Raw genomic sequence first — 19,612 nt, forward strand, 5'->3', positions numbered from 1 at the left:
CGACGAGTCTCGCGGCGAGCGGACAAGCCCATTAGGCGGCGCAATTCTTACATATTCCCTAACGTATAAGACGAAGACTGTTAGGACATCACGCAGATGAGCGAATTTGTGTCACGAACCGAGTCGATGGGCAAATCGATTGAAGACGACGTCTATCGGCAGCTTTACGCAGCAGATCGCGCGCGATGATCAGCATCTGGGCTCAATTCGGAAACGTCGCAGAACTTTCACGCGACGTGATCCCTGTATTCGCGATCGAAGGCGACACCATCCCTGAGATGCGGCGCGTGCGAGCGGGTCCCACGAGCCGCGCCACCGGCAACCAGTCGCGTGGGGACGAACGTCGGGACACAATCAGCACCAGGACGCGATGACAGCCGCGAGGGCGAGGGCAGAACCGAAGTTGCGGGTGAGCCTGTCGGAGCGGGCGGCGATGCGCCGGAAGTCCTTGAGGCGGCAGAAGACCGCCTCGACGCCAGCGCTCACGATACCTTCGCTTGTCCAACCGGATCTTGCGCCTGCGGGCGTGGGTGCCTGGAATGAACAAACGGATGCCTTGGGCACGCAGGTCCCGCCGCAGCCAGTCGGCGTCGTCGCCCTTGTCGGCGATCAGGCGATGCGGGCGCCCGGGCCAGCACGGCCGGGCAGTCTTCACGTCGCTGGCGTCGCCGGGGGTGAGGGATGACGCCGGGTCGGCCGATCACGTCGGTGAGGACGTGGATTTTGGTTGGCGCGCCAGAACGCAAGGGACCGATCTCCTGCGCGCAGGCCCCCCTTTTCCCCCGTGGGCCACCCGCTGGGCTTTGACGTCGGTTGCGTCGAGGGCGGCGGCCTCGCCGGACCATCCGGCCTTGGCCAGGGCGGCCAGCGTGGCGGTCCAGAAGCCGCAGCGCGACCACCTGTTGAAGCGATTGTTGACGGTGGTGGAAGGACCGTACTCGCTCGGGCAGTCCTGCCAGCGGCCGCCGCTCTTGAGGACGTGCAGGATGACCGAGAGGATGGTGCGGTCATCCTTGCGCCGAGCGCCGGGCTGGTTGGTGGGCATGAACGGTGCGATGACCTGCCACTGCGCGTCCGACGACCACAACAGCTCCGCCGAGGCCTTCTGCGTCCGAGAGGCGCTCGGAATTACATTCTGCTCATCGGTACCATATGGTTATTGGGTTCAGACCCTTGGGTCAAAAATCAACCAGCTTGACCAATTGGGAAAGGTCCTGTTTATAGGAGGATAACTTGGCGCGTATGTTGTGGAAATTCGGCGAATCGCGCTGAAAATAAAATCTCTATGCATTGCTCTGATTATTCGGGATCGCAATCCACGTCGGTAGTTGAGCAGACCGAATCGTCATTATTTAAAAGGTTACCCGTCGTCGCAAGTATAATAAATTGATAGATCATCTAATGGAGACGTCCCATGAGACGACGCGATTTTGTGAGAGGACTTGGAGCTACGACGCTGGCTTTGCCGTCTGCCGCAGCCGCGCAACAACGCACACGCCCCCTTATTGGCTGGCTATCACCTCACACGCAAGCTTATTCTGATTCAAAGGCGGCCGTATTCCTTGAAGCATTGCGAGAGCTCGGTTATTTTGAAAACAAGAACTTTAATATTGTATATCGTTCTTCTGATGGCAACCAAGATCGGTTGCCTGCGCTAGCCAAAGAAATCATCCAACTCAAGCCAGACATCATACTCGCCTGTGCGATCGCAGCTGTCATACCGGCAAAGAAGCTGACGTCCACAATCCCGATCGTATCTGCAGCCCTCGCTGATGCAGTCCATCTCGGCGTCATCGCCAGCGAGGCACGGCCCGGCGGCAATGTTACGGGCATTGAGCCATATGTGGCCGGCCTGCCGGCCAAGCAATTGGAAGTCGCGCGGGAAATAGTTCCGGAGTTACGTACGGTAGGATTACTAACGAACTTAAACGATCCGAAAGGACCTCCGCAGTTGAAAGAAATAGAGGCTGCCAGCCAGGGAGTTGGGATCAAGCTGGTTGTCAAGGATGCGGATCAGCCGAACGAAGTCGAAGGCGCATTGCAATTTCTTGCCGAGCGGAAAACCGAAGTCGTTATCGTGCAGCAGACCTCGATGTTGATAAGCCAGACGCGATCGATTGCGGATGCCGCGCTCGCCAAACGGCTTCCCGCTGTCTACGGCTACCGAGAACACGTTTTAGACGGTGGCTTGATCAGCTATGGCGTCGATTTGCGTTGGTGTTATCAGCGCTCTGCCGCTTTAGTCGTAAAAATTTTGCGTGGTAGCGCACCGGGTGACTTGCCTGTCGAATTTCCACCAAATGTTTTGCTGTCGATAAATCTCAGAACGGCGAAACTGCTCGGCCTTACGGTGCCACGCGGTTTGCTTGCCCGCGCCGATGAAGTGATCGAGTGAGCAACCTTGAAATTGTTTGCCGCAGCGCACGAGCTCGCTTTCAGGCGCCACCGACGCCTCAGGGCCAAGCTGATTGGGTTTTGACCATAGTCCATCCTCTCTCGACCGCCGCGGCCCGGATGGCCGGCCGGTGACGGCGCTCGCCGTGGCCGGCGCCTCAGCGCGGCGCGCGGATCACCCGCGCCCCGGCCGCCTCGGCCTCCGCGCAGTGCCGGTCGGTCGCCGCCGCGTCGGTGACTAGGGTCCAGCGGGCCGGAAGCGGCGCCCAGGCCGCCTGGGTGGCGCGGCCGAGCTTCGAGGAATCCATCAGGACCACCACCTCGGCCGCCTGATCCATCATCAGCGACTTCAGCGCGACCTGGTCGAGCGCCGCCTCGCACAGGCCGCGCCCGGCCACGAAGCCGTCGCCGCTCACGACCGCCTTGTCGGCGGTTAGCCGCCGCAGGGCCGCCTCGGCGAGGGGACCCACCGTGGTCACGCTCCCAGGCCGCACCGCGCCGCCGAGCACCGTCAGGGTGATCTCCGGCGCGCCCGCGAGGAGGCAGGCCAGGGGCAGGTTGCTGGTGATGACGTGGTGGCGCCGTCCCGCGAGGCCGGCCCCGAAGGTGGCCACCGTCGAGCCGCCGTCGAGGACCAGGATGTCCTCCGGGCCGAGCAGCGCCAGGGCGGCCCGGGCGATCGCTTCCTTCTCGGCGCGGTGCTGCGCCTCGCGCTCGGACAGGCTGGCCTCGGGCAGCGGATGGGCGATGAGGGCGCCCCCGTAGGTGCGCCGGATCGCCTTGGCGGTGGCGAGCCGCTGCAGGTCGCGCCGGATCGTCGAGGCCGAGACGCCGAAGCGGACGGCGAGATCCTCGACATCCGCCTCGCCGGCCTGCAGCGCCTCCAGCACCAGGGGCAGCCGCCCCTTGCCGCGGGTCGTCACGGCCGCACGCTCCTCAGACGGCGCGCCGGGGCGCGAGGTCGACGGCCTGGCGCAGGGCCTCGACGAGCGAGCCGTCATCGGCGATGCCCTTGCCGGCGATGTCGAAGGCGGTGCCGTGGTCGACGGAGGTCCGGATCACCGGCAATCCGACCGTGATGTTCACGCCCGATTCGAGCCCCAGCACCTTGATCGGGCCGTGCCCCTGGTCGTGGTACATCGCCACCACGATGTCGTAGTCGCCCCGTCCGGCCAGGAAGAACAGCGTGTCGGCCGGGAGCGGCCCCTCGACCCGCCAGCCCTTCGCCCGGCAGGCCTCGACCGCCGGCGCGATCTTCTCGCCCTCCTCGCCGCGCCCGAACAGCCCGTTCTCGCCCGCATGCGGGTTGATCCCGCAGACGCCGATGCGCGGGTCGGCGATCCCGGCCTTGACCAGGGTGTCGTGGGCGCGGCCGATCACCCGCGCGACGAGGCCCGGCTCGATCCGCGCGATGGCGTCGATGAGGCCGATATGCGTGGTGACGTGGATCACCCGCAGCTTGGGCGAGACCAGCATCATCGAGACCTCGGGGGTGCCGGTCAGTTCCGCCAGCAGCTCCGTGTGACCCGGGTACTTGTGCCCGGCGGCGTGCAGCGCCTCCTTGCTCAAGGGCGCGGTGCAGATCGCCGCGGCCTCGCCGGCCTTCACGATCTCCACCGCCCGCTCGATGTACCGGAAGGCGCCCTCGCCGGAGACCGCCGAGACCTGGCCGAAGGGATGCCCGGGCGGGATCAGGCCGAGATCGACGCAGGCGACGCTTCCCTGAGCGTCGTGCGCCTCGGCGGGCGCGGCGACCGCCTGGACGGCGAGGTCGGACTTCACGATCCGCCCGGCCTCCCGCAGCCGCTCGGCGTCGCCCACCACGAGGGGCCGGCAGAGCGCCCGCACCTCGGGGCGAGCCAGCGCCCGCATGATGATCTCCGGCCCGATGCCGGAGGCGTCGCCCATGGTGATCGCGACGACCGGTCGATTCATGATGAAACCCCCTCGTTCTGGATGGTGCGCAGGCGGCGGACGGCGCGCACCAGCGTGCCCTCGTCCCCGAAAGCGCCCGCCTTGGTCACGATCGGCACGGTGAGCGCGCCGAGCGTCAGAGCCAGCGACACGCCGGGCTCGATCTCGTCCACGAGCCGCAGCCCGTCGACCCCGCACCGGCCGAGCAGCGCCGCCGCGGTCTCGCCGCCCGTCGCCACCAGACCGCCGAGGTGGGGTGCCACCGGCGCCAGGAGGCTTCCGAGGGCGGCCGCGAGGCGCGGCCCCAGCGCCATGTCCGGCTCGCCCTCCATCCGGACCTCGACCAGCACGTCCTGCCCGGCCCGCAGCGCCGCCGCCACCGTCTCGCGGCAGGCGCCGCGCTCGGCCTCGCGCCCGCTCTCGAGCAGAACCCGCGGCGCCACCGGGACGTGGCGCAGGTGCGGCTCGGCGAGGAGGCGGCGGGCGGCGGCGCGGGAGGAAGCGGCGAGGCTGCCCACCACCACGAGCGTGCCGCCGCCGCGGCGGGCCAGGGCGGGCGGCGGGGCGGCGGGGAGGGCGGTCGCCCGCGCGAGGGCGTGGGCGAGGCCGGCGCTGCCGATCCAGACGGGCAACGGGTCGAGGGCGAGGCTCGCGGCGGCGAGGCGGGCGAGGTCCTCCTCGTCGACCGCGTCGCAGACCGCCACCTCCGCGCCCCGCCCCGCGGCGCCCTCCAGGGCCGCGCGCAGGCCGTCCGCGCCGCCCCGCACCGCGTCGAGGCCCACGACCTCGCTGCGCAGCCCGCTGCCCGCGAGCACCGTCGGCAGGTGCGCCGTGGCGTAGCTGTGGTCCCGGCGCCAGACCTCCGCCTCCTCCAGGGGCCGCCCGTTCACGAGGACGCGGCCGCCCTCGGTCGTGCGCCCGGTGGCCGGGAAGGCCGGGGCGAGGAGGCCGAGGATCCGGCCGTCCCGCGCCCGCAGCCCCTCGAGCGTCGCCGCGAGTTCCGCCGCGGGCTGGCCGCGCAGGGTCGAGTCGATCTTCTTGAAGACGCGCAGACCCGGGCGGTGGAGCGCGTCGAGAAGGGCCGCGTGGCGGGACGCCGCCTCGCGGGCGTCGAGCTGCCGAGAATTGGCGTCGTAGGCCAGCACCGCCTCCCCCGCCTCGGCCGGCACGCCGCCCCACTGCACGGTGGCGGGGTGGCCGCGCGTCGCGAAGGCGATGGCGCAATCGGCCGCGCCCGTGAGGTCGTCGGCGACGATCAGCCAGCGGCGGGCCATCTCAGGGGCGCCCCGTCAGCGGGGCCGCGGCCACGCCCGGCACGGGCTCGTCGGCCTCGGGGCGCGCGACGCGGCGGGCGATCCAGGCCGTGACGAGGGGCGTCAGCACCGCGGTGACGACCACGGTCGCCGCCACCAGGACGGTCGCCGGGGCGGCCGCATCCGCGTAGGCGGGGTTGGCGGCCGCGATGATGGCCGGGACCGCCGCGGCATTGCCAGCGGTCGAGGAGGCCGCGACGCCCGCCACGCCCGTGCCCCCCGTCAGGCGGTCGGCCAGGAAGAGCGGGATGCCGGTGACGACCACCACCGCCGCGCCGAGGCCGACCCCGAGCAGCCCCGCCTGCCAGATCTTCGTGAGATCGAGCCCGGTGCCGAGCGCGAAGGCGAAGAACGGGATCATCACCGGCACGGCGCGGCCGAGGAACGCGCGCATCTCCCGGTCGAGGTTGCCGAGCACCATGCCGACGAGGAGCGGCAGGATGCTCCCGACCATGGTCTGCCACGGGAACGCCGACAGACCGGCCACGCCGAGCGTGACCATGGTCAGGAAGGGCCCGGATTCGAGGCACATGATCGTGTAGGCGCCGACATCCTGGGGCCGTCCGTACTGGCCCATCAGCGCCATGTAGAGACCGCCGTTGGTGTCGTTCATGGCCGCGACGATCGCCAGCGTCGAGAGGCCGGCGAACAGCCCGCCCGTCACCGGCGCTTCGCCGAGGACGCGGCCGAACACGATCCCGAGCAACACCGCGATGCCGACCTTCACGAGGAGGAGCGTGCCGCCCTTCTTCACGATGTAGGGCGTCGCCCGGAAGTCGATGCTCGCGCCCATGCAGACGTAGAACACCGCGAGGATCGGCAAGGCCCCGGTGAAGAGCGCGCCGGTGAAGGAGCCGAACACCTTCGGGGTCGCGGGGAAGAGGGTGGCGATCAGCGCGCCGGCGAGCAGCGGCACCACCATCATCCCGCCCGGAACGCGCTCGATCGCGCGCTTGATCCGAACCTCTCCCATGCGCCCCTCCGCTTTTGCGCGAACTGCGCAATTCTCAGCGCATCGCATCCCGCAACTCCCACTTTTTGCACTTAGAACGCGAATGCGTCCGACGAGTCAACCATAATTGCGCATTTCGCGCAGATCGGTTGGGCAGGGAAGGATCAGCCGAGCAGCGAGGCGATGCGCGCGGTGCCGTCCGGCTGCGTCGGGTTGTAGACCAGCATCGCCAGATCGGTGCGGCCGTCGACCGCGAAGGCGGAGAGCTCGATTTCCACCGGACCGATCGCGGGGTGGCGGATGGTCTTCACCGCCTCCGGATGCGCGACGCCGAGATCGGTGTCGCGCCACAGGGCCGCGAAATCCGGGCTCAGCCGGGTGAGTTCCTCCACCAGCGGTTCCGCCGCCGCGACCGCTCCGGCCCGGGCCGCCTCGAGCCGGAAGGTGCCGACCACCACCCGCGCGACGCTCTCCCAGTCGTACTGCGCGGCGCGGGCGCGCGGGTCGAGGAAGAGGAAGCGGAGGATGTTGCGCTGCTCCGGCGGCAGGGCGCCGTAATCCATCAGCATCGCGGTCGCGGCGCGGTTCCAGGCGACGACGTCCCAGGTCGCCGTGCGGATCACGGCGGGGCAGGGGTCGAGCGCGTCCAGCACCCGCTGCAGCCGCGGGCTGACGCCGGCCTCCTGCCGATAGCGCGCGTCGGGCGGCCTTCCGAGGCCGATCAGGAAGAGGTGCTCGCGCTCCGCATCGGTCAGCATCAGGGCGCGGGCGAGTCGGTCGAGGACGTCGGCAGAGGGCGCCCCGCCTCGGCCCTGCTCCAACCACGTGTACCAGGTCGGACTGATATGCGCGCGCTGCGCCACTTCCTCCCGGCGCAGACCCGCGGTGCGCCGGCGCTCGGCCGGAAAGCCGAGGGCTGCCGGGTCGAGACGGGCGCGGCGGTCCTGGAGATAGGCACCGAGACGGCTTTCTGGCGCCGATGGGTTCAGCCTGTTGGGCATTTTACTACGATAAGATCCCGTCTTCACGACGATACCTGCCCCGCGGAGTGTTGTCGCCGTTCCGAATAGGAGGCGCGGCTCATGCGCGTATTCGTCACCGGTGCGACCGGATTCATCGGCTCGGCCGTCGTCGCTGATCTTCTCGCGGCGGGCCACCGGGTGCTCGGCCTCACCCGCTCCGAGGCGGGGGCGGCGGCCCTCGCAGCGGCGGGCGCCGAGATCCATCGCGGGTCGCTGGAGGATCTCGACGGCCTCCGGAGCGGGGCCGCCGCCGCCGACGCGGTCATCCACCTCGCGTTCAACCACGATTTCACGCGCTACCAGCAGAGTTGCGCGGAGGACGGGCGCGTCGTCCGGGCGCTCGGGGCGGGCCTGGCGGGATCGGCGCGCCCGCTGATCGTCACGTCGGGCACCGCCGCGGCGGACAGCCCGCCCGGCCGGGCGGCGACGGAGGAGGATCCCGCGGTCGGTTCGACCGTCATGCCGCGCGCCGCCTCCGAGGAGGCGGCCGCCGCCCTGCTGGCGGAGGGCGTGAACGTCTCGGTGGTGCGGCTTCCCCAGGTCCACGACACGGTCCGACAGGGGCTCGTGACCGTGCTGATCGCGGCGTTCCGCGAGAGGGGTGCCTGCGTCTATATCGGGGAGGGCCGCAACCGTTGGCCCGCCTGCCCCGTCGCCGACGCGGCCCGCCTCTACCGGCTCGCGGTCGAGCGGGCGGAAGCGGGCGCGCGTTACCACCCGGTGGCGGAGGAGGGCGTGCCACTCCGCGCCGTCGCGGAGGCGGTCGGCCGTCGGCTGGGGCTGCCCGCGCGGTCGATCACGCCCGAGGAGGCGCCCGCCTTCTTCGGCTGGGTCGCGATGTTCGCCGGCGCCGACATTCCCGCCGCGAGCGCGCTGACGCGAGACCGCCTCGGCTGGCAGCCGAGCGGGCCCGGACTGATCGCCGACCTCGACCGGCTCGCCGTTACGGCGGCCTGACACGGCGCGGCCGGGGGCGGTCAGCCCGCGGCGAGCGCGAGCAGCCGGTCGAGGGCGACGTGGCGCTCCAGGTGATCGGCGAGGCCGTCGAGGGCCGCCTCGACGCCCGCCTCGTAGGCCAGCCCCGACGCTGCCGCGCCCAGGCGGCCGAGCCAGCGCGCGCGCTGGCGGTCGTCGGCGAAGAGCCCGTGCACGTAGGTGCCGCAGACCCGCCCGTCGGCCGAGGCCGCGCCGTCGAGCCGCCCGTCCGCCAGGCGCAGCAGGGGCCGGCCGGTATCGGGGCCGCGCGTCTCGCCGAGATGCATCTCGTAGCCGGAGAAGGGCGTGCCCTCGGGCAGGCTCACCCCCGCGGCCGGGGCGAGGCGCTTGTCCGGCGTCATCACGGTCTCGACGGCGAGGAGGCCGAGGCCCTCGACCTCGCGCGGCCCGCCCTCGATCCCGTGCGGGTCCGCGATCCGCGTCCCGAGCATCTGGTAGCCGCCGCAGAGCCCGAGCACCCGGCCGCCCCGCCGGACATGGGCCTTGAGATCGATGTCCCAGCCCTCCGCCCGGAAGGCGAGGAGGTCCGGGATCGTGGTCTTGGAGCCGGGCAGCAGCACGAGGTCGGCCCCGGCGGGGAGGGGAGTTCCCGGCCGGACAAGGACCACGCTCACGCCCGGCTCGGCGCGCAAGGGGTCGAGGTCGTCGAAATTGGCGATCCGCGGCAGCACCGGCACCGCCACCACGGGCATCCCGGGGCGCTCGCTCCCGGCAAGGCCCAGCCCGTCCTCCGCCGGCAGGCGCGCGGCGTCCGGGTAGTGGGGGACGAGCCCGAGGGCCGGCCAGCCCGTCCGCGCGGCGATCAGGGCCATTCCGTCCGCGAACAGGCTCGGATCGCCGCGGAACCGGTTGACGAGGAAGCCGCGGATCATGGCCGCGTCCTCGGGGTCGAGCACCGCCCGGGTGCCGACGAGGCTCGCGATCACGCCGCCGCGGTCGATGTCGCCGAGCAGGATCACCGGCGTCCCGCTCGCCCGGGCGAATCCCATATTGGCGATGTCGCCCGCGCGGAGGTTGACCTCGGAGGCGGAACCGGCGCCCTCCACCAGGACGAGGTCCGCTTCGGCGCGCAGGCGCGCGAAGCTGTCGAGCACGGCGGGCAAGAGCCGCGGCTTCCACGCCTGGTACTCCCGCGCCCGCGCGTTGCCCACGCGCCGGCCCTGCACCACGACCTGGGCACCGGTCTCGCTCTGCGGCTTGAGCAGCACCGGGTTCATGTGGACGCTGGGCGCGATCCCCGCGGCGCGGGCCTGGAGCGCCTGGGCGCGGCCGATCTCGCCGCCCTCCGCGGTCACCGCGGCGTTGTTCGACATGTTCTGCGGCTTGAAGGGCCGCACCCGCAGTCCCCGCCGTAGGAAGGCCCTGGCGAGCCCCGCCACGACGAGCGACTTGCCCACGTCCGAGCCCGTGCCTTGGATCATCAGCGTGCGGGCGGTCATCGGCGGCCTGAAGCGGGGGATCGACGCAGGGGCGGCTTGGTGTCTCTCACAAAACTTCCGATCACCGTCGTCGCACGCCGTGGCGACTCCCGCGCGGCGGGAGTTTTGTGGGGTGCACTGAGCAGAGCCGAGAAATCACGCAAATTCCCCGACTTGGCGGTCCGCTGTGGCGCGCGCGCCATAGGTTGCGGCCACGCTTCGCTCTACCATGCGGCGCATCTGTTGGTAATGTGCGGGCCTGCGCCGATGATCAAGCAAACCCTTCTGACCGGCGCCGCCCTGGCGCTCCTCTCCGGCGCCGCCGCGGCGGCCGACCTGCCGCGCCGCGTCGCGCCCCCGCCGGTCTTCACCGCGGTGCCGGTGTTCTCCTGGACCGGCTTCTACGCCGGCCTGCACACCGACTACGTCTTCACCGACCGTCAGCGCATCACCACGGTCGGCAACAATGCGGCGAGCGCCGCGCAGGTGGCCGGTCTGGTCCGCCCCGCGACGGTGTTCAACTCGAACGACGGCTTCGCCAATATCGGCGGCGGCTTCGGCTACAACTACCAGTTCACGCCGGGCAACGGCTTCGTGGTCGGCGTCCAGGCGGACTGGGCCTGGACCGACCTGCGCCGCAACACCGTGTTCCGCGGCGGCCCGGGCCTGGCGTTCCCGAGCGTCTACACCCAGCGCCTCGACTGGCTGGGCACCCTGGTGGGCCGGGCCGGCTACGCCTTCGACCGGTTCTTCGTCTACGGCATGGGCGGTCTGGCCTACGGCGACGTCGAGTACGATGCGAATTTCTTCGTGCCCGGCGGCCTGTTCCTGGCCGGGCGCAACAACACCTTCGAGACCGGCTTCGCGTATGGCGGCGGCGTCGAGTACGCGATCCCGGCCGACAGCTTCCTGGCGAAGTTCAACCTGCTGAGCTTCGTCGGCATCCAGACCGCCGCCGTGACCGTGAAGGCCGAGTATCTGCACTACGACCTCGGCAGCCGGAACGTGCTGGTCTCGCCTGTGACGCCGCTCGCCGCCGGCGCGGCCTTCACGTCGCGCTTCCACACCGAGGGCAACCTCGTGCGGGGCGGCTTCAGCTACAAGTTCAACGGCCTCTGAGCGGCCCTCCGGACCGGGCCCCGTCGCGACGGGGTCCGGTCCGGCCCTCCTCGCCCTCTGCGAAGACCCGGTACCCGGGTCTTCGCAGAGGGCGCGGCCGCGGGGATCAGAACTCGATCCCCTCCTGCGCCTTCACCCCCGCCGCGAAGTGGTGCTTGACCAGGGTCATCTCGGTCACGAGGTCGGCCGCTGCGATCAGGTCCGGCTTCGCGTTGCGTCCCGTCACCACCACGTGCAGGTCCGGACGCCGCGCGGCGAGGACCGCGACGACGTCGGCGAGCGGCAGGTAGTCGTAGCGCAGCGCGATGTTGAGCTCGTCGAGGACGAGGAGGCGCAGGCCCGGATCCGCCATCAGGCGCCGCGCTTGCGCCCAGGCGGCCTCGGCGGCGGCGACGTCCCGGGCGCGGTCCTGGGTCTCCCAGGTGAAGCCCTCGCCCATCGTGTGCCACGCGACCTGATCGCCGAACCGGTCGAGGGCGAACCGCTCCCCGGTCTCCCAGGCCCCCTTGATGAACTGCACGACGCCGACGCGCCAGCCGCGCCCGAGCGCCCGCAGCATCAGGCCGAAGGCCGCCGTCGACTTGCCCTTGCCCGGGCCCGTATGGACGATGAGGAGGCCCTTCTCGATGGTCTTGCCCGCCACCTCGGCGTCCTGCACGGCCTTGCGCTTCTCCATCTTGGCGCGGTGGCGCGCGGCCTCCTCCTCCGGGTTCATCCGCGGTCTCCCTTCAGGGTGAGCGGCAGCCCCGCCACCATCAGCACGACCCGGTCGGCGATCGCAGCGAGGCGCTGGTGCAGGCGCCCGGCCTCGTCGCGGAAGCGGCGGGCGAGGGCGTTGTCGGGCACGATGCCGAATCCGACCTCGTTCGACACCAGGACGAGCGGGCCCGGGTGACGCGCGCAGGCCTCCACGAGGCGCGCCGCCTCCTCGGCGAGGTCGAGTTCGGCGAGAAGGGCGTTGCTGAGCCAGAGGGTCAGGCAATCGACCAGGATCGGACGGCCCGGCTCGGCGCCCGCGAGCGCGCCGACGAGGTCGTAGGGCGCATCCAGCGTCTCCCAGCCGGCGGGCCGGCGCGCGCGATGGTCGGCGATCCGGGCCCGCATCTCGCCGTCGAGGGCCCGCGCGGTCGCGACGTAGAGCCAGGGCGGCGGCAGCGCCTGGATCAAGCATTCCGCATGGGCACTCTTGCCCGAGCGGGCGCCTCCGAGCAGCAAGGTCAACCGTGGCAAAGTCGCCGTTTCATCTCCCACGCGGGTCGTCTCCTCTGAATTCATCAATGACACTCTCTCCCTGCTCCGGGGCCTATGACACATGGCGGAGACGTGTGCGAGCGGGGCCGGCGCATGGCCTAATCCCCGCCCGTCGCGCGCATGCGCGCGACGAGGAAGTCCACGAGCACCCGAAGGCGAGCCGGCATCGCCGCGCCGCCGACGAACACGGCGTGGATCGCCTCCCGGTCGCCGGGATTGAAGGTTTCGAGCAGCGGCACCAGCCGCCCGGCCGCAAGTTCTTCCGTGATGTGGAAGTTGCCGACCCGTGTAATTCCCACGCCGGCGAGGGCGAGTTGCACCAGCGTCTCGCCGTTATTCGCCCGAAGGCTCCCCTGGACGGGGAGAACGTGGTCGCGCCCGTCCTCCCGGAAGGGCCAGCCCGGCTCGATGCGGCGGAAGCTGAAGTCGAGGCAGTTGTGGACGGCGAGGTCGGCCGGCACCCGGGGCGTGCCGGCGCGGGCGAGGTAGGCGGGCGAGGCGACCACCGTGCGCCCGGTCTCGCCCAAGCGCCGCGCCGTCAGCGGGCTGTCAGCCAACGGCCCGAAGCGGACCGCGAGGTCGACGCGGCCGCCGAGCACGTCGGCGAGTTCGTCGGAGAGCTCGATCTCCACGACGATTCCCGGATGAAGCGCCGCGAAGGCGGCGAGGATCGGCACCACCACCAGCCGGCCGTGGGCGGTCGCGGCGCTCACCCGCACCCGGCCGCGCGGGCGGCCCTGGTCGGCGAGGGCCTGCTCGGTGTCGTCGAGGTCGGCGAGGATGCGCCGGGCCGCCCGCCCGTAGGTCTCGCCCTCGGCCGTGAGGTGCAGGCTGCGGGTGGTCCGCAGGATCAGCCGCACGCCGAGCCGCGCCTCCAGGCGCGCGACGATCCGGCTCACCGCCGAGGGTGTCAGGCCGAGCCGGCGCGCGGCACCGGCGAAGCTCCCGGCCGCGATCACCGCCACGAAGGCCGCCATCTCGCCCGCGCGATCGACGCCATCCCGCCCCATTCGTGACTCCACCGCACGGATCTCGGTCCGCGGCCCCGTCTACCGCCCTGGCGCCGCATCCGCCACGTGCTCTGCCGGAACGACGAGGAGATCACGATGCGACCCAACCCCGCCCTGCTCGCGCTGGCCATCGGCGCCTTCGGCATTGGCGTCACGGAATTCACCCCGATGGGCATGCTGCCCCTGATCGCGACCGATCTCGGCGTCTCGATCCCCGCGGCCGGCCTCGTGGTGAGCGCCTACGCGCTCGGCGTGCTGGTCGGGGCGCCGCTGACGACCCTTGCAGGCGCACGCTTGCCGCGCCGCACCCTACTGATCGGCCTGATGGCGATCTTCACCGCGGGGAACGGGATGGCGGCGCTGGCGGACAGTTACGCGTCGCTCGTCGCGGCCCGGCTCATTACCTCGCTCAACCACGGCGCCTTCTTCGGGGTCGGCGCGGTGGTCGCGGCGCGGCTCGTCCCGCCGGAGCGGCGCGCAGGGGCCGTGGCGGCAATGTTCTCCGGCCTCACCGTGGCCACGATCGGCGGGGTGCCGCTCGCAGCCTGGATCGGCGAGTTGCTCGGCTGGCGGACGGCGTTCTGGGGCATCGCCGGCATCGGGCTCATCGCCATGCTCGCGCTGCGCCTCGCCCTGCCGGACCTGAAGGCCGAGGCCGGCGCCGACATGCGGGCTGAACTGCGGGTGCTCGTCCGTGGGCCGGTGCTCGCAGCCCTCGGACTGACGGTCGTCGGCGCCAGCGCCATGTTCACGGTCTTCACCTACATCGTGCCGATCCTGCGGGTCGAGACGGGGGCCTCCACCGGCTTCGTGACCACGATGCTGGTGCTCTACGGGGTCGGGCTCGCGGCGGGGAATTGGCTCGGCGGGATTCTGGCCGATCGCTCGGTGGACGGCACCATCGCGGCATCCCTCGCCGGGCTGGTGGCCCTCCTCCTCCTCCTCGCCGGCATGGTGCGCGTGGAGGTCGCGGTCGCGGTCCTGATTGTCCTGTGGGGCGTGGCGAGCTTCGCGCTGGTCCCGCCGCTGCAGATGCGGGTGATGAACGAGGCGCACGAAGCGCCCAACCTCGCCTCGGCGATGAATATCGGCGCCTTCAACCTCGGCAACGCGATCGGGGCGGCTGTGGGCGGCGCCGTGATCGATGCCGGCCTCGGCTACCCAGCCGTGCCGCTGGCCGGCGCCGCCCGGGCCGGCGCGGGCCTCCTGATGCTCGCGGCCCTGCGCCGGGGACGCCGCGCGGTCCCGATCCCCGCATCGTGCTGAAGGGGAGGGCGGTGCCCCGCAACGAGGCGGGGACGGCGGAGGCGAGTCGGATCGCGGGCCGATTGCAAGCCCGCCGCCGACTCGCTACGGTCCGCCCCGACGGTGCCTCGGCGACGAGGTGAAAAGGGAACGCGGGACGGGGACATCCCCCGGAAGCCGCGGCTGCCCCCGCAACTGTGAGCGGCGCGGGCCCGCCATCGGCCACTGGAGCGATCCGGGAAGGCGGCGGGTTGGTCGAACGCCGTGAGCCAGGAGACCTGCCGTCACCCGTTCCTCTCGACGCCGCCGGCGGGGCGGCAGGAGTCCGTCATGGTCGCTGCTCTTCGTACCCTCGCTCCGGCCCAAGCCGGTGACCGTCTCGTCGCCGTTCTGGTCGCCGCGACCCTCGGCATCGGGCTGATCTTCGCCTCGGGCTTCTCGCCCGCCATCGCGCTGCACAACGCGGCGCATGACTGGCGCCACGCCAACAACTTCCCCTGCCACTGAGCGCATCCGGCGCCCGTTGACCGCTCGCCCGGCGTCGTCTCGGCGCCGGGCGGCCTTCGCCTCGGCAGGACGATTCCCATGACGATCCGACTCCTCTCCGCGGCCCTGGTCGCGGGATTCCTCGCCGCCTGCGTGGCGTCGGGGCTGCAATTCGCGCTGACCTCCCGGCTGATCCTGGAGGCGGAGACCTACGAGAACCACGCGGCCGAGACCCATGCCGCCCTGGCACCGCTGCCCGGGCTGATCGTGCTCGCCGCCCACGCGGAGCACGATCACGGAAAGGCACCCGAGAGGACCGCCGAGGCGGAGGAGTGGCAGCCCGCCCCCGGCCTGCCGCGCCTCGCCTTCACGGCACTAGCGACCCTCGTCACGGGCGTCGGCTATGCGCTCCTCCTCGGCGCCGTGCTGCTCGCCACAGGCCGCACCATCACCCGCGGCGAGGCTTTGCGCTTCGCCATCGGCGGCTTCGTCGCCGCGAGTCTCGCCCCGGCGGTGGGCCTGCCGCCGGAACTGCCCGGCATGGGCGGGGCCGCGCTGGAAGTGCGGCAGGGCTGGTGGGTCGTGACGGTGGTCGCGACCGCGGCCGGCCTCTACTTCGCGGTGATCCGCGGCGGGGCGCTCGCCCTCGCCGCGGGGCTCGCGCTGATCGTCGCCCCGCATGTCTGGGGCGCCCCGCACGTCACCGAGAGCGGGGCGCTGCCGCCGGCCCTGGCCGCGCAGTTCGCGGCACGTTCGCTCGCCATCGGCTTCGCCTTCTGGGTCGCGCTCGGGCTCGCCTTCGGCTGGGCGTGGGACTGGGTCGCCCGGCCCGCCGAGGGGACGCTGCGACCCGAGGCGGCCCGATGAGCGTCACCCTCTACGTCTGCACCACCTGCCGGGCGGACTCCGATTCCCCAGACGGTCCGCGCGCCGGCGCGCGGCTCCACGCGGCCCTCGCCGAGGCCTTCGCCGACGAGGCGGTCACGGTGGCGCCCGTCGAGTGCCTGTCGGTCTGCAAGCGGCCCTGCACGGTCGCGGTCGCCTCGCCGGGCCGCTGGACCTACGTGTACGGCGACCTCGATCCGGCGGGTGCCGTCGCGATTCTCCGGGACGGGCTGTCGCGCTACGCGGCGGCGCCCGAGGGGATCGTGCCCTGGCGCGAACGGCCGGAGGCCTTCCGCAAGGGCGTCGTCGCCCGCATCCCGCCGGTGACCGCATGACCATCCTCAGCAAGATCCCCTGCACCATCGTCACCGGCTTCCTCGGCGCGGGGAAAACGACGCTGGTGCGCCACGTCGTCGAGCACAATGACGGCCGACGGCTCGCGATCATCGTCAACGAGTTCGGCGATGTCGGCTTCGACGGCTCGCTGCTCGCCTCCTGCGGCGTGCCGGGCTGCGACGAGGACGCGGTGGTGGAACTGCCGAACGGCTGCATCTGCTGCACCGTGGCCGACGACTTCGTGCCGGCGCTCAACAAGCTCCTCGACCGCCCCGAGCCGCCCGAGCACATCCTGATCGAGACCTCGGGCCTCGCCCTGCCCAAGCCCCTGGTCCAGGCCTTCAACTGGCCGGCGATCCGCTCGCGGGTGACCGTCGATGGCGTGGTCGCGGTCGTGGACGGGCCGGCGGTGGCCTCCGGCGCCTTCGCGGAGGATCCGGAGGCGCTGGCGGCCCAGCGCGCGGCGGACCAGTCCGTCGACCACGACAACCCGCTTGAGGAGGTGTTCGAGGACCAGCTCCTCTGCGCGGACCTCGTCGTCATGAACAAGGGCGACCTTCTCGACGCGGAGAGCCGCGCGCGGGCGCGGGCGGAGGTTGAGGCGCACCTGCCCCGCGCCGTGAAGCTCGTCGAGACCCAGCACGGCGCCATCGACCCGCGCGTGCTGCTCGGCCTCAACGCGGCGGCGGAGAGCGACCTCGCGTCCCGGCCCTCCCACCACGAGACCGAGGCGGACCACGACCACGACGATTTCGACAGCGTCGCGATCACCGTGGGCCCGGCGGGTTCGCCCGACGACCTCGCGGCGCGGGTGGCGCGCGCCGCCGAGGTGCCGGGCGTGCTGCGCATCAAGGGCTTCTGCCCGGTCCGGGACAAGCCGATGCGGCTCGTGGTCCAGGGCGTCGGGCGGCGGATCGCCCACCACTACGACAGGCCCTGGCGGGCCGGAGAGCCGCGGGACGGGCGGCTGGTGGTGATCGGCCTGTCGGGCTTCGACCGGGAGGCGGTCGCGGCGGCTTTGGCGCGCTAGGATGAGGGGAGTGCAGAGGGCGTTCCGCCCTCTGCCGGGGTCCCGGGGCGGCGCCCCGGGTCGCGAGACGAGGGGCGTTCCCATGCCGGAGCCCGCATCACGGCGCTGGACGGTGCCGGAGTTCTTCGCCTGGCAGGAGAGCCAGGACGCCCGCTACGAACTCGTCGGCGGCGTTCCCGTGCGGATGAAGGCAGGAGCCCGCACCATCCACGACGACATCGTGGTCAACCTGCTCGCCGAGTTCCGGACACGGTTGCGTCGCGGCTCCTGCCGCCCCTTCACGGGCGACGGCAGTGTCGAGACGCGGCCCGGGCAGATCCGCCGCCCCGATCTCGGCGTGGATTGCGGCGCCCGCGACCCGAACGGTCTGGTGGCGGCCGACCCGCGGCTCGTGGTCGATGTGCTGTCGCCGAGCACGCGCGACTTCGACACCTTCGACAAGCTCGGCGAATACAAGGCGGTCACGTCGCTGCGCCACATCCTGCTGGTCGAACCCAACGCGGCCGAAGTGGCCGTCTGGTCGCGAGACGCGGACGGAGCTTGGACGCGTCGCCTGGTGACCGGCATCGAGGCCGAGATCGACCTTCCGGATCTCGGCCTGCTTCTGCCGCTCCGGGAGATCTACGACGGCGTGACCTTCCCGACCCGGCCGCGCCTCGTGCACGGGGCGGAGGAGTCCGGCAGCCCCTGATGCATCTGCTGCGCGTCGATACGGTCTCCCTCGACGAGGGCGAGGCCGCGGTGGATCTGGGTCAGACGCCCGGGGACATCGTGGCACTCTCCTTCACGGACACGGACCTCGCGGGGCTCGCGGCGGCCCAGGCCGAAGCGGGCCGCGCGGTGGCGATGCCGAGCCTGCGCCTCGCCAAGCTGGCGCAGCTGCGCCACCCGATGTCGGTCGATCTCTATGCGGAGCAGGTCGTGGCGCGGGCGCGGTTCGTGCTCGTGCGCTGCCTCGGAGGGCTCGATTACTGGCGCTACGGCGTCGAGCGGCTGGCGGAGGTCTGCCGGGCCGGCGGCATCCCGCTCGTGGTGCTGCCGGGCGACGACCGGCCCGACCCGCGGCTCGCGGCCTTCTGCACGGTGCCGGAGGGGTTGCGCGACGCGCTCGACGGCTACTTCCGGGCCGGAGGGCCGGAGAACCTGCGCCGGTTGATGCTGCGGATCGCGGGCGAACTCGGCGTCGCGGTCGAGGCCGCACCACCGCAGGCCCTGCCGCGCGGCTTCGTGTGGTGCCCCGGCTGCGGGGTCGCGCCGGCGATGCCCTCGCCTGTTCGCGGGGGAGAAGATTCACACTTTACCGGATGGGGCGCCGGATCCCCCTCTCCCTGCGTGCGGGGAGAAGGCTGCGGACCCCTTGTCGGGTCCGCAGCGAGCCCGAAGGGCGAGGGTGAGCGACTGTCTGGCGTGTCAAGTCTGGGCGGCGAGTTGGGCGCGGACATCACGGGCCTTGGCGTTGAGGCGCACGAGCAGCTTGTGGGCGAGAGCGATGCGGATGACCTTTGGGGGCTTTCCGGCTTGGCGCAACCGTTGGTCGAAGGCGATGAAGTCGGGATCGAAGCGCCGCACGCAGCTGGTGACCACGAACAGGATGGCGCGCACGTCGGCCCGTCCGCCGCGCACGGGGCGTCGGCCGCTGCTCTGGCCGCTGTCGCGGGCGATGGGTGCCAAGCCGGCCAGCTTGGCGATGGCTTTGCCCGAGAGGGTGCCGATCTCCGGCAGGTCGGCCATCAGGCGGGCGATCGTGCGGTCGGCCACGCCCTTGATCGTGCGGAAGGTCGCATCGAGGGCAACCCAGAGCGGATCGGCCTTGAGCTGGGCGGTGATCGCCTCCTCCAACGCGGCGATCTGGCGGTTGATCAGCTCGACCATCTCGGCGACCGAGGTGCGCACCTGCGGCTCGGTGACGAGGCGGCCCTGGTTGGTCTGGACGGTGCGCGCCTCGACCAGTTGATGCAGGCGCGTGACCAGGGCGCTGAGCCGCTCCTGAGCCGGGCTGGCCGGCGGCCGGGGTTTGATCCGGCGCACCTCGGCGAAGCGCGCGATGACGCCGGCATCGATCTGGTCGGTCTTCTCGAGGATGCCCATGGCCTCGGCGAAGCGCCGCACCTGGCGGGGGTTGAGGAGGGCGCAGGGCAGGCCGTCCGCCCAGAGCAGGCGGAAGGGCTGCTGTTCGTAGCCGCCGGTGGCCTCCAGGGCGACGAGGGTGACGTGGTTGTCCCGGCAGAAGCGGGCGAGCGT

The 19,612-nt window shown here is 71.6% G+C and carries 19 protein-coding genes, 2 pseudogenes and 1 riboswitch; of the genes and pseudogenes, 10 read left to right on the forward strand and 11 right to left on the reverse strand.

Annotated elements, in window-relative coordinates:
- Positions 1-354: 354 nt before the first annotated feature.
- Positions 355-1,045: pseudogene (locus ACW9J6_RS03780) on the reverse strand (IS5 family transposase).
- 369 nt (positions 1,046-1,414) lie between these two features.
- Here ACW9J6_RS03780 and ACW9J6_RS03785 point away from each other — a divergent pair.
- Positions 1,415-2,395, forward strand: a complete 981-nt coding sequence (locus tag ACW9J6_RS03785; protein WP_457115083.1) for an ABC transporter substrate-binding protein — start codon at positions 1,415-1,417, stop codon at positions 2,393-2,395.
- 157 nt (positions 2,396-2,552) lie between these two features.
- Here ACW9J6_RS03785 and ACW9J6_RS03790 read toward each other — a convergent pair whose 3' ends face one another.
- The 5 genes from ACW9J6_RS03790 to ACW9J6_RS03810 form a co-directional block, all read right to left on the reverse strand.
- A complete protein-coding gene (locus tag ACW9J6_RS03790; protein ID WP_457115084.1) occupies positions 2,553-3,317 on the reverse strand; it encodes a DeoR/GlpR family DNA-binding transcription regulator in 765 nt (254 codons plus the stop codon).
- Positions 3,318-3,330: 13 nt separating this feature from the next.
- Positions 3,331-4,329, reverse strand: coding sequence for a 4-hydroxythreonine-4-phosphate dehydrogenase PdxA (gene pdxA / locus ACW9J6_RS03795; protein WP_457115085.1), 999 nt, complete (start codon positions 4,327-4,329; stop codon positions 3,331-3,333).
- Positions 4,326-5,582 (reverse strand): four-carbon acid sugar kinase family protein, encoded by a 1,257-nt coding sequence (locus tag ACW9J6_RS03800; protein ID WP_457115086.1) that lies wholly within the window; start codon positions 5,580-5,582, stop codon positions 4,326-4,328. The genes pdxA and ACW9J6_RS03800 overlap by 4 nt, the downstream gene beginning before the upstream one ends.
- A gap of 1 nt (position 5,583) precedes the next feature.
- On the reverse strand, positions 5,584-6,594 hold the full coding sequence (locus tag ACW9J6_RS03805; RefSeq protein WP_457115087.1) for a 2-keto-3-deoxygluconate permease: 1,011 nt from the start codon (positions 6,592-6,594) through the stop codon (positions 5,584-5,586).
- A gap of 143 nt (positions 6,595-6,737) precedes the next feature.
- On the reverse strand, positions 6,738-7,574 hold the full coding sequence (locus ACW9J6_RS03810; RefSeq protein ID WP_457115088.1) for a helix-turn-helix transcriptional regulator: 837 nt from the start codon (positions 7,572-7,574) through the stop codon (positions 6,738-6,740).
- Between the two features lie 81 nt (positions 7,575-7,655).
- Here ACW9J6_RS03810 and ACW9J6_RS03815 point away from each other — a divergent pair, with 81 nt between their 5' ends.
- Positions 7,656-8,552 carry an SDR family oxidoreductase gene (locus ACW9J6_RS03815; RefSeq protein WP_457115089.1) on the forward strand — a complete coding sequence of 299 codons (897 nt, stop codon included), beginning with the start codon at positions 7,656-7,658 and terminating at the stop codon, positions 8,550-8,552.
- A gap of 20 nt (positions 8,553-8,572) precedes the next feature.
- Here the strand turns inward: ACW9J6_RS03815 and ACW9J6_RS03820 are convergent, their stop codons facing one another.
- Positions 8,573-10,030 (reverse strand): cobyric acid synthase, encoded by a 1,458-nt coding sequence (locus ACW9J6_RS03820; RefSeq protein ID WP_457115090.1) that lies wholly within the window; start codon positions 10,028-10,030, stop codon positions 8,573-8,575.
- 246 nt (positions 10,031-10,276) lie between these two features.
- Between ACW9J6_RS03820 and ACW9J6_RS03825 the strand changes: the two genes are divergently transcribed.
- Positions 10,277-11,128 (forward strand): outer membrane protein, encoded by an 852-nt coding sequence (locus ACW9J6_RS03825; RefSeq protein WP_457115091.1) that lies wholly within the window; start codon positions 10,277-10,279, stop codon positions 11,126-11,128.
- Between the two features lie 106 nt (positions 11,129-11,234).
- Here ACW9J6_RS03825 and cobO read toward each other — a convergent pair whose 3' ends face one another.
- The 3 genes from cobO to ACW9J6_RS03840 form a co-directional block, all read right to left on the reverse strand.
- Complete coding sequence (gene cobO / locus ACW9J6_RS03830) at positions 11,235-11,843, reverse strand: cob(I)yrinic acid a,c-diamide adenosyltransferase (protein WP_457115092.1); 609 nt, start codon at positions 11,841-11,843, stop codon at positions 11,235-11,237.
- Positions 11,840-12,379 carry a bifunctional adenosylcobinamide kinase/adenosylcobinamide-phosphate guanylyltransferase gene (gene cobU / locus ACW9J6_RS03835; RefSeq protein WP_457115093.1) on the reverse strand — a complete coding sequence of 180 codons (540 nt, stop codon included), beginning with the start codon at positions 12,377-12,379 and terminating at the stop codon, positions 11,840-11,842. The genes cobO and cobU overlap by 4 nt, the downstream gene beginning before the upstream one ends.
- Positions 12,380-12,477: 98 nt before the next feature.
- The gene (locus tag ACW9J6_RS03840; protein ID WP_457115094.1) at positions 12,478-13,389 is read right to left on the reverse strand and encodes a LysR family transcriptional regulator; all 912 of its coding nucleotides are present in this window, start codon (positions 13,387-13,389) and stop codon (positions 12,478-12,480) included.
- Between the two features lie 96 nt (positions 13,390-13,485).
- On the opposite strand from ACW9J6_RS03840, the gene ACW9J6_RS03845 reads away from it, so the two are divergent.
- The 7 genes and pseudogenes from ACW9J6_RS03845 to ACW9J6_RS03875 all read left to right on the forward strand — a co-directional run.
- Positions 13,486-14,655, forward strand: coding sequence for an MFS transporter (locus tag ACW9J6_RS03845; protein ID WP_457115095.1), 1,170 nt, complete (start codon positions 13,486-13,488; stop codon positions 14,653-14,655).
- Positions 14,656-14,740: 85 nt separating this feature from the next.
- A riboswitch (cobalamin riboswitch) is annotated at positions 14,741-14,934 on the forward strand.
- 30 nt (positions 14,935-14,964) lie between these two features.
- The gene (locus tag ACW9J6_RS03850; protein ID WP_457115096.1) at positions 14,965-15,141 is read left to right on the forward strand and encodes a CbtB domain-containing protein; all 177 of its coding nucleotides are present in this window, start codon (positions 14,965-14,967) and stop codon (positions 15,139-15,141) included.
- Positions 15,142-15,219: 78 nt separating this feature from the next.
- A complete protein-coding gene (locus ACW9J6_RS03855; RefSeq protein WP_457115097.1) occupies positions 15,220-15,987 on the forward strand; it encodes a CbtA family protein in 768 nt (255 codons plus the stop codon).
- On the forward strand, positions 15,984-16,340 hold the full coding sequence (locus ACW9J6_RS03860) for a DUF1636 domain-containing protein (protein WP_457115098.1): 357 nt from the start codon (positions 15,984-15,986) through the stop codon (positions 16,338-16,340). Before ACW9J6_RS03855 ends, ACW9J6_RS03860 begins: the two co-directional genes overlap by 4 nt.
- A complete protein-coding gene (cobW, locus tag ACW9J6_RS03865) occupies positions 16,337-17,371 on the forward strand; it encodes a cobalamin biosynthesis protein CobW (RefSeq protein ID WP_457115099.1) in 1,035 nt (344 codons plus the stop codon). Before ACW9J6_RS03860 ends, cobW begins: the two co-directional genes overlap by 4 nt.
- A gap of 82 nt (positions 17,372-17,453) precedes the next feature.
- Entirely contained in the window at positions 17,454-18,062 is a 609-nt protein-coding gene (locus ACW9J6_RS03870) for a Uma2 family endonuclease (RefSeq protein WP_457115100.1), read from the forward strand.
- A pseudogene (locus tag ACW9J6_RS03875) lies at positions 18,062-18,619 on the forward strand (cobaltochelatase subunit CobN); the annotation flags it as partial. The gene ACW9J6_RS03870 and the pseudogene ACW9J6_RS03875, both read left to right, overlap by 1 nt.
- 162 nt (positions 18,620-18,781) lie before the next feature.
- On the opposite strand, the gene ACW9J6_RS03880 reads toward ACW9J6_RS03875, so the two are convergent.
- A partial coding sequence (locus ACW9J6_RS03880; RefSeq protein ID WP_457115101.1) for an IS110 family RNA-guided transposase occupies positions 18,782-19,612 on the reverse strand: 831 nt, incomplete at its 5' end.

The organism is Methylobacterium sp. JK268, from assembly GCF_054052225.1.

Bases quoted from the DNA above. Each gene is read 5' to 3' on its own strand.
- ACW9J6_RS03785 (WP_457115083.1), top strand. From the start codon at position 1,415: ATGAGACGACGCGATTTTGTGAGAGGACTTGGAGCTACGACGCTGGCT.
- pdxA (WP_457115085.1), bottom strand. From the start codon at position 4,329: ATGAATCGACCGGTCGTCGCGATCACCATGGGCGACGCCTCCGGCATC.
- ACW9J6_RS03800 (WP_457115086.1), bottom strand. From the start codon at position 5,582: ATGGCCCGCCGCTGGCTGATCGTCGCCGACGACCTCACGGGCGCGGCC.
- ACW9J6_RS03805 (WP_457115087.1), bottom strand. From the start codon at position 6,594: ATGGGAGAGGTTCGGATCAAGCGCGCGATCGAGCGCGTTCCGGGCGGG.
- ACW9J6_RS03810 (WP_457115088.1), bottom strand. From the start codon at position 7,574: ATGCCCAACAGGCTGAACCCATCGGCGCCAGAAAGCCGTCTCGGTGCC.
- ACW9J6_RS03815 (WP_457115089.1), top strand. From the start codon at position 7,656: ATGCGCGTATTCGTCACCGGTGCGACCGGATTCATCGGCTCGGCCGTC.
- ACW9J6_RS03820 (WP_457115090.1), bottom strand. From the start codon at position 10,030: ATGACCGCCCGCACGCTGATGATCCAAGGCACGGGCTCGGACGTGGGC.
- ACW9J6_RS03825 (WP_457115091.1), top strand. From the start codon at position 10,277: ATGATCAAGCAAACCCTTCTGACCGGCGCCGCCCTGGCGCTCCTCTCC.
- cobO (WP_457115092.1), bottom strand. From the start codon at position 11,843: ATGAACCCGGAGGAGGAGGCCGCGCGCCACCGCGCCAAGATGGAGAAG.
- ACW9J6_RS03840 (WP_457115094.1), bottom strand. From the start codon at position 13,389: ATGGGGCGGGATGGCGTCGATCGCGCGGGCGAGATGGCGGCCTTCGTG.
- ACW9J6_RS03845 (WP_457115095.1), top strand. From the start codon at position 13,486: ATGCGACCCAACCCCGCCCTGCTCGCGCTGGCCATCGGCGCCTTCGGC.
- ACW9J6_RS03850 (WP_457115096.1), top strand. From the start codon at position 14,965: ATGGTCGCTGCTCTTCGTACCCTCGCTCCGGCCCAAGCCGGTGACCGT.
- ACW9J6_RS03855 (WP_457115097.1), top strand. From the start codon at position 15,220: ATGACGATCCGACTCCTCTCCGCGGCCCTGGTCGCGGGATTCCTCGCC.
- ACW9J6_RS03860 (WP_457115098.1), top strand. From the start codon at position 15,984: ATGAGCGTCACCCTCTACGTCTGCACCACCTGCCGGGCGGACTCCGAT.
- cobW (WP_457115099.1), top strand. From the start codon at position 16,337: ATGACCATCCTCAGCAAGATCCCCTGCACCATCGTCACCGGCTTCCTC.
- ACW9J6_RS03870 (WP_457115100.1), top strand. From the start codon at position 17,454: ATGCCGGAGCCCGCATCACGGCGCTGGACGGTGCCGGAGTTCTTCGCC.